At 55.9% G+C, this 7,591-nt stretch carries 5 protein-coding genes and 1 pseudogene; all 6 read right to left on the bottom strand.

Features of this window, described 5'->3' with window-relative positions; genetic code table 11:
* Positions 1–693: CRISPR-associated endonuclease Cas1 (gene cas1, locus ABLA28_RS09435; RefSeq protein WP_347713451.1), on the bottom strand; the 693-nt coding region annotated here is incomplete at its 3' end.
* 27 nt (positions 694–720) lie between these two features.
* Positions 721–1,230, bottom strand: coding sequence for a CRISPR-associated protein Cas4 (gene cas4, locus ABLA28_RS09430; RefSeq protein WP_347713450.1), 510 nt, complete (start codon positions 1,228–1,230; stop codon positions 721–723).
* A gap of 9 nt (positions 1,231–1,239) precedes the next feature.
* A complete protein-coding gene (gene cas3 / locus ABLA28_RS09425; RefSeq protein WP_347713449.1) occupies positions 1,240–3,594 on the bottom strand; it encodes a CRISPR-associated helicase Cas3' in 2,355 nt (784 codons plus the stop codon).
* The gene (gene cas5 / locus ABLA28_RS09420; RefSeq protein WP_347713448.1) at positions 3,533–4,258 is read right to left on the bottom strand and encodes a CRISPR-associated protein Cas5; all 726 of its coding nucleotides are present in this window, start codon (positions 4,256–4,258) and stop codon (positions 3,533–3,535) included. Before cas5 ends, cas3 begins: the two co-directional genes overlap by 62 nt.
* Before the next feature lie 7 nt (positions 4,259–4,265).
* On the bottom strand, positions 4,266–5,228 hold the full coding sequence (cas7b, locus tag ABLA28_RS09415; protein WP_347713447.1) for a type I-B CRISPR-associated protein Cas7/Csh2: 963 nt from the start codon (positions 5,226–5,228) through the stop codon (positions 4,266–4,268).
* A 1-nt stretch (position 5,229) separates the two neighbouring features.
* Positions 5,230–7,347: pseudogene (locus tag ABLA28_RS09410) on the bottom strand (TM1802 family CRISPR-associated protein).
* Positions 7,348–7,591 lie beyond the last annotated feature (244 nt).

The following is a 7,591-nucleotide window of genomic DNA, read 5'->3' as shown; positions in this document are numbered from 1 at the left end:
GAAGTTCGTCTCGTGCAGAAAGCCGATGCGCGGGTCCAGGTGCGTCCTGTAGATCTGCGAAAGTGCCAGAATGTAGCACATGGAGTTCAAAAAACTGATGAGCGCATTCATGCGGTTGGTCGGTGGGCGGCGCGTCCGCTCCTGCATCTTGAACGCCTCGTCCTGAACCAGCCTATCGAAGAACTGATAATACCGATTCCGGGCGTTACCCTCGATTCCCATCAGGCCGGGGACGTCCTCGCTTTGCGGCGCCAGGTCCTCGAAACGCTCCAGGTCCTCCAGAATGTCCTGGACATCCAGCGAGGCCCGGCGCTGGTAGTACCCCACCACCCGGCGCATGTTCCGAATCGCGCCGACGATGAGGGCCGAGGCGAGCGCGTGACGCTTGACTCCATCCATATAGTGCGCCGCCTGGGCCAAAAGCACGGCCCCGGAATTCATGTGTTCGCGCGGATAGTAGGTCCCGGCATAATAACCGTGATAGTTGAAGAAATGGAGGATGATCCGCTTCTGCGTCAGAAACTCCAAAAGGCTCTTGTTGAGCTCCAGATCGCCCATCACCATGATCTCGTCCGTCGTCTCCACGGGCAGGAAGCGCGGCTTTTGCCCCGGCTCGCCCGACCGCTCCACAAAAAGCGTATTGTCCTTGCGCCGCAGTGCCCCGGAACTCAAGAGATACAGGGTCTTGCCCATCGTGTCCTTCCTCCCCGCCCAAACGCCCTATCCCCAGCAATACTCGGCATAGGCACACTTGCCACAGTATTTGCAGGACTCCGCCGCAGGCGGAGCGTCCTTTCGAACCAGCTCCTCGATCCCGGCATAGACGGAGTCCAGTTCCGCTGCGAGCTCGTCCGTCAGGACAACCTCGACGCGCTTCTTCTCGGTGGGGAACATCAGGATCCCCCGGGCCTCGATCCCGGCCTTTCGAAGATCGTAGAGGTAATGGGCAAGCTGCAGCCGCGCCGATCGCTCCGCACGGCTGCTCTTCTTGACCTCGCAGACCACCAGATCGCCATCCGCGCCCTGAACGAAGTCGAATTTGTTGTCCCCGAACGCCACCTGATGCCGCTCCCGGGCGTAGCTGTTCCGGTCGATCAGGCGGCCGAGGGCGAGGGATTCGTCTTTGGGCTCCGGTTCGATTCCTCGTCCCATGAGCCAGACCTGTCGGGCACAGATGCTCCAGTACCAGACCAGGGTTCCGCCGATGCGTGCATCCTCGGAAAAAGCCATGGCCAATTCTCACCAATCGTCCAATCCAGCACTTTGACGGCAAGGAGAGAAGCCAGCCTCAGGATGGTATGGGCTGTCGGGCCCCTCGCCAATGCCGGAGCGTCGAATCACACAGTAATCTCCATACTGTTCCACAGGACCCTGCGAATCATCAACGACGAAATTTCCGACTCGATCCAGCCACTCCCCCAGCAGCCCTTTTTTCACCCCGATCGCATACTGCTGCAGACGGTTGTTCAGGGCTTTCAGCCGTTCCCTGTTGTCAAGCGTTCTATCCAGGGTCATCAACGTATTCAGGAGGTCATCCAGATCGCCGTCGTGATCGACGTAGACGGGGACGTCAAAATCCATTTCCTTAAACAAGGGGATGTAATTGCCCCAGTTTCCCGTTTCAATGTTTTTCCATAAGGCTTTAGGTTCGATGGAATTTGAAATTTTTTCGTAATAACGGGCCACGATGTCCGGGACATCCCCTTCGTCAAACTCCGGAGACTTCTCCAGCAACAGGCGGGTATGGTCCATCAATACATCATCATAGATCGGCCCCGCAAAAGAGCGGCCGTTCTCGTTCTGCAAGGCCGTGATCAGCACAAACCCGTCCTCCCGCTCTCCACTGCGATTGCACCGTCCTGCAACCTGAATCAGGCTGTCCAGCGGTGCGAGATCGCGAAATACCCAGTTGAAATCCAGATCGACCCCAGCCTCCACCACCTGAGTGGCGATGAGGTAATGCGTTTCCCCCTTCCGCTCCAGGTCCTTGATGCGGTCCAGCGTCTCTCTGCGGTGCCGCGGCGTCATCCAGCGACTGAGCATGAAGACCGGCGCATCGCCAAAAAGCGGTTTAAGCAGCTCATAAGCCGCTCTGGCCGAACCGCGTGTATTGAACACCAACATCCCGGACGACTCCGAAAACGCAGGGATGTGTTCCCTTAAAAGCCCGGGTAAATCGCTCAAAAGATGTTTCCCCTCGACAAAACGATAGCGATGCCGGCTGAAGGGGAAACAAACGCGCGGAGCCAGCTCCTTCCCCTCGAAAATCCTGGGCTGCGTGGCCGTCATCAGGATAAAGACGGTTCCCCAGCGTTCATGAATAAACGACAGGACCTTCCCCAGCTCCGGCCAGAGGTGGCAGTCGATGCCCTGGGGCTCATCCATCAGCACAACCGCGCTGCGGAGCCGATGGAAATCGATCGTCGCCCCGGCCTTGGGATTGAAGATCGTGTTCCAGAGCTGAACCATCGTCGTAACGATCACCGGGGATCCCCAATACCGGAAAAGCCGCATCGACCGCCGCCAGGCCATCGTCCTGTCCGCTTCCTTTCCGGGGACGTCATACTCCGGCGCCTCATTCTCCGCTTCATCCTCATCGTCCAGTCCGGAGAGCATCAGGCTGTGATCCTCCTGGACGGATTCGACGCCAAAGACCTTTTTGGCAAACTCCGCGTTCTGCTCCACGATGCTGATGAAGGGCAGGGCGTAGACAATCGTGGAGTACCCCAGATTTTTTGCCAGCGTATGGGCCGTCCTGAGCCCGATGTTGGTCTTGCCCGCCCCGGTCGGCAGGGTCAGGGTGAAGAGGCCGGGAGAGTGAATTTCCGCGACGCTGCGCAGGCAGCTTTCCGCGACCTCCGAGCGCCAGGCATCCGTTACCCGTCTGCGCTCCGACACCCCGGCGACGCTGGGAAAAGAATAGGGAGTGAAATCGGGCAGGGGCTGAAGGCCCATAGCTTTCACGTTGATGGCGTCCAGGCGATCCCCGGCGACCAGAACCGAGAGGACGCTGCGCAGCTTCAGCCAATAATCGGGAAAGGGATATTTCCCGGAGTAACGATTTCCAATAGAATCGATGAACGACTCGACAAACGCTTCGTCCAAAGCATAGGCCCATTCATGGATCAGAGCATTTATGTTGACGTATTTTTCCAAAACTTGTTGATCTTCAAGGAATTCTACCCAGAAGTTAGAAAGCGTCCCCCAATCCTCGATTCTTGTATGATGACGTCGTACCGCCTCCACGCAGAAGAAAGCTTCGAACGGTTCGAATCCCAGTTTCTGGAACAGGGACATCGTGAAGAAAGCAGATGGGAAGGCATGCTCCACTCTTTTCCCCTTCTTCTTGGCTACTATATCTTCAAGATACTGTTGAAACCTGTTATCCGCTTTCTTCAAATCATGGGTCAGGGCCGCGGCCTCGACGTCGAAAGCGATATCCTCCAGCCCATGAAACTCGACAATCTGCCGGGACAGCTCCGCCGTTTCCAGAAGATGGTCGATCAGGCGTTTTTCGGGATGGCTCTTCAGGTCACCACTCAGGGAACCACGCAACAATGTCCTCCACGCCTCGCGCGGCACATCGCGTGACATGCAGCCCCCCCCTTCTGCGCAGACACAGCGGACGAGCCGCATCGGCGGCGTACACGACCTTGATGCTTTCCGCCAGTGCCCGCTCCGTCGTCAGCCTGAAGGGAACCCGTTCACTGAACACCCCTCCCGATTCGGCCAGGTTCAGCTCCATTCCTTCCTTCGTCCAGGGAATCACCGTATTGACCCGCACCTCCCCCTCTTCGACGGGCCGGGGATCGCAGAAGCCAATATAGTCTATCTGCGCAAGGGCGTAGGCCACACCCAAACAAGGAGTATAGACGAAGCTCCCCCTCTCCAGATACCCACGCAAACGCGCCTCGATCCCGCCCGACACATAGACGCGGTAGCGGGGCGAGGACACGAACTGATGCTTAATTTGAATATGGAGATTTTTTTGGGGCTCTTTGACATTCCAGAAATTGACAGCCGCCCTCAGCCAGCGCGTCGGCCCGAGAAGGGCGACGGCGACACGGGTTCCCACAAGCTCCCCCCAGTAATCCGCCCGGGAAGCGTTTCCCGAAGCCCCATTGTCCAGGCCGATGATCGCGGAGACAAGGCCCGCTATAGCCGAAGGCGGCGGGAACGCGAAGGAGACCGAGGAGGTCGTCGTGTAGGGTTTGCGGAACAGGGCCATGTCGGACGAACAATCGAACATGACGGCCATTTGAGGCTCACCTCTCTTCCAGCGCCAGCTTTCCTCCAACAGCGCCCTTCAATTCCTCCATGCCCTTGACCCTCAAGGCCGAATCATGCAGGATTCTCACCCGCTCCACATCCTGGGAGACCCGGGCCAGGGCGGAGGACAGCATTGTAATGTCAAAGAACACCTCGTCGCAGGAACGAAGAGCACGTTGCTCGTCGGCACCCAGGATATGCCCGTCCGCCCCCAGAAGCCTGACCTTCTCGTCCATCGCCCCAATAATGCCGTCAAAGCCTTTTACATAACGCACCTCCAGCAGAAAGCGCGGCATATGCCCCACCTTGCTGCGGGTGATCAGGTTGGCGGTCCCCTTCCAGAGAGCCGAGAAGAGAGCGTCGAGATCCTCGTCGGTCGCACCCGTCGTCAGGGAAGCATACTGGTTGGCAATCGCATAATCCGCTATAAGGACAAAAGGGACGATGTACTCATAACGGATAGAGCGTTGCATACTGCTCTCATTCTTGGCAAAGGCAGCCGTCCCCTGGACGGTCTTGACCGCAGCGCGGTGAAGCGAACGGCCCCACTTGAACTGCACGGGGCCCGTCCAGGCAAAAGAGTTTTTTTCTTTTTTTCCCTTCTTTTTTTGGGCACCGCTTTCTTCCGCATCACTCTCATCACCAGAAGCGCAAGTCACCCCAAACAGCCGGACATCAAGGCAATGAGAAAGCGCATCCTGTCCCTTACCCACTCCAAATTTGTCTTTCAACTCATCCACGCGGCTCTTGAGGGTCTTAATCTCCCCATCGACGAAGACCTCCCGTCCCTCCCTCAGCCATTGATCCCGAGCCGTCCTCTTGACACGGACATCCGAGACCAGAATCTGGCCGCTGTCCTCATCGACACGGGGGGAATTGTTATCAAGGGGGTCTCCGTTTGGATTGGCATCCTTCACGCTGTAGACAAACAACAACTCACGTCGCTGCTCGAACGACATTCTAATTTTCCTCCTCTCCCGATTCCAAATGCTGCCCCATACCCTCTTCCTCCGCCTGCTTCTTAAAAATCCTGCCGAAGAAATAGTCCGGTGCGTTCAGAAAGGCGACGGAAAAGGCGAAGTTGCCCTCCACCCCGAGCTCTTGCGGCTCCCCCTCCATCAGCAGCTTCCCCGCCTCGGCGCAGAGGGACTCGATCATCCCCGCCAAAGAGGCAGAAATGTTCTCGTATCTCTGCGTCAGTTCAGGCACACGCGCCATCAGACGCAGGAGATCCCGCCGCTGCATCCGTCCAAAGTGCAGCTGCTTGTACATGGGAGAGGCATCGATAGCCACTCCCTTCCCCACCTGCCCGCGCGCGATCATCCCCAGGACCAGACCGGCAAGAAACATTCCCCTTCCCTCCGGTTTTTGAAGATAAGGGTCCTGAAAATCCTCAAAAAAATCCAGACGCATGACGCTCACTCCTTTACCCTGATTTGCCGTTCCTCATCGCCGAGAACGGACTGAACGTTTTTGTTAGCTCGTTAGCTCGTTAGCTCGATACAGAAAGTCCACGATGGCATTCCACCGCCGAACCGTCTCAACCCTGCTTCGCTTGGGGCTATCCGTCTCTGTTTTCTCCATCTTAACCTTGTCCGACCTTACCCATTCAGAATCCGCGAACAGCCCCGGCAGGCGGGACACAATCAGTCTTTTTACCCATTGAGGGTCCACTCGTTTACCGCTGAGAAGGCGGCCCAACATGCCCAGCGATTGATCACGCAACACACCAGCATCTTTGTTGTTTTTTTCGTTCAGTCCAATCAGCACCCCAATGATGACTTGAATAGCCTGGGGAAGTGTGGCGGCCCTTTTGGCCTTTTCCGTTGCGTTGTCTTCATCGCAGGAAGATTTCTTTAACGCGCCTGTCATGGACACCGCCTCTTTCCATAACGCGTCAAGACGGCGCAACCTGGAGGGTGGAACGTCCTCCACCATCAGAAGAATCCTCTGCTGTTTCTTGTTGGGTTCCCAGAAAATAAAATGATAAACCAGTCCATCCCCATGTTTAGAGGCGTTTTTTGCCAAAAATTCTTCGTGTCGCAAACCGATATTCATAAAGTCCTGGCTTTTGCTTTCTACATTTCCAAAGTCATATGTTCCAGTCAACAGCTCGGGGATGACATAGATATTGATATCTTGAAGATTTTTGATTTTTGGAACACTTCGGAAATCCCGAAATTTCTCCTCCACGACGTTGCGCCCCTCGGAGAGAAGACGATAGCAGTCGCCGCAGAGAGGAAAGACCTTGGCCTTCGAGGCTTCGCTGCCCTCCACCCCCGGCAGAAAGCTCTTTTTGTCGAACGTCGCAAAAGTAAATATCTTATCAAAATTGACGGGGCTCGTCGTCAGGTTGTGGCAGATCCCGCATGGGACAGATTTACTTTTCCGGGCTTGTGTATTTTTTGTTTTGATCTCAGGTTCAGAAACACTGGCAAAACAGGAACGAAAATAGGCGAGAAAGGCCGGGGTATCCACAGGGTAATAAAAACGTTCCGTATCGGACGCGCCGAAAATCAGGAGATAGGACCTCTTTCTGTCCGACCAGAGCTCCGATAATCTATCTATCTTCTCTACCAGGGCGTCCATGATACGGTCCACGCTGCCCGGCGAGAAAACGCCCTGCTCCTCGAAGGCCCGCAACGTCGATTTGTGGAGTTTGAAAAAACGTGAATCCTTGTCGTTCCTCCAATTTCCACTCCCCATCAGGGCTTTTGGGCCGTCAACTACCCCCTTGCCCAGCTTGTAGAGCGGCGAATACCGCCACGCCGCAGCCGGGCTTACAGGATCCCGATAGAGGTAGCGGCGCTTCTTCTCCCGATCATCGCCCTCTCCGCCCCAGAAATCCGCGATCTCGATCTTTCGGATCCCCCTCACATCGAGGCACTCTGCCCTGGGATCCGGGACATCCAGCCAAACCTGGAGCTCCTTTCCCGGCAGCCGCCGTGCCGATTCTTCGTTGGACTCGATCAAATCCATCGGCATCTGGCAAAAACTGTCGACATCCGCGAACTCCCCACTTCCCGACCGCTCCAACTCCCTCCGCCCCAAAGCGTACAACGCATCGATAAACCCCACAGTGAATACACCTCCCCCAACAGATCTCCTCTCCGCCAACACTGAGCCAAGCTTAAAACTCTTCAGATAAAATTTCAATAATTGATGGTTTATTTAATACCTAAATCCAGAAAGATTTTCAGAAAACACGATGAGGTAAACCATGTTTCCATCCCCACCTCGGGAATCATCTTCATAAAGAAAGAAGCGCTATGTCCCCTGTCTCTTATACACATCTCCGAGCCCACGAGACGGAGCTACATCT

The sequence above is a fragment of the uncultured Fretibacterium sp. genome (assembly GCF_963544685.1).
Taxonomy (GTDB): domain Bacteria; phylum Synergistota; class Synergistia; order Synergistales; family Aminobacteriaceae; genus CAJPSE01.
Note: the sequence above shows the minus strand (reverse complement) of the source record. Positions and strands in the feature narration are given on the sequence as shown.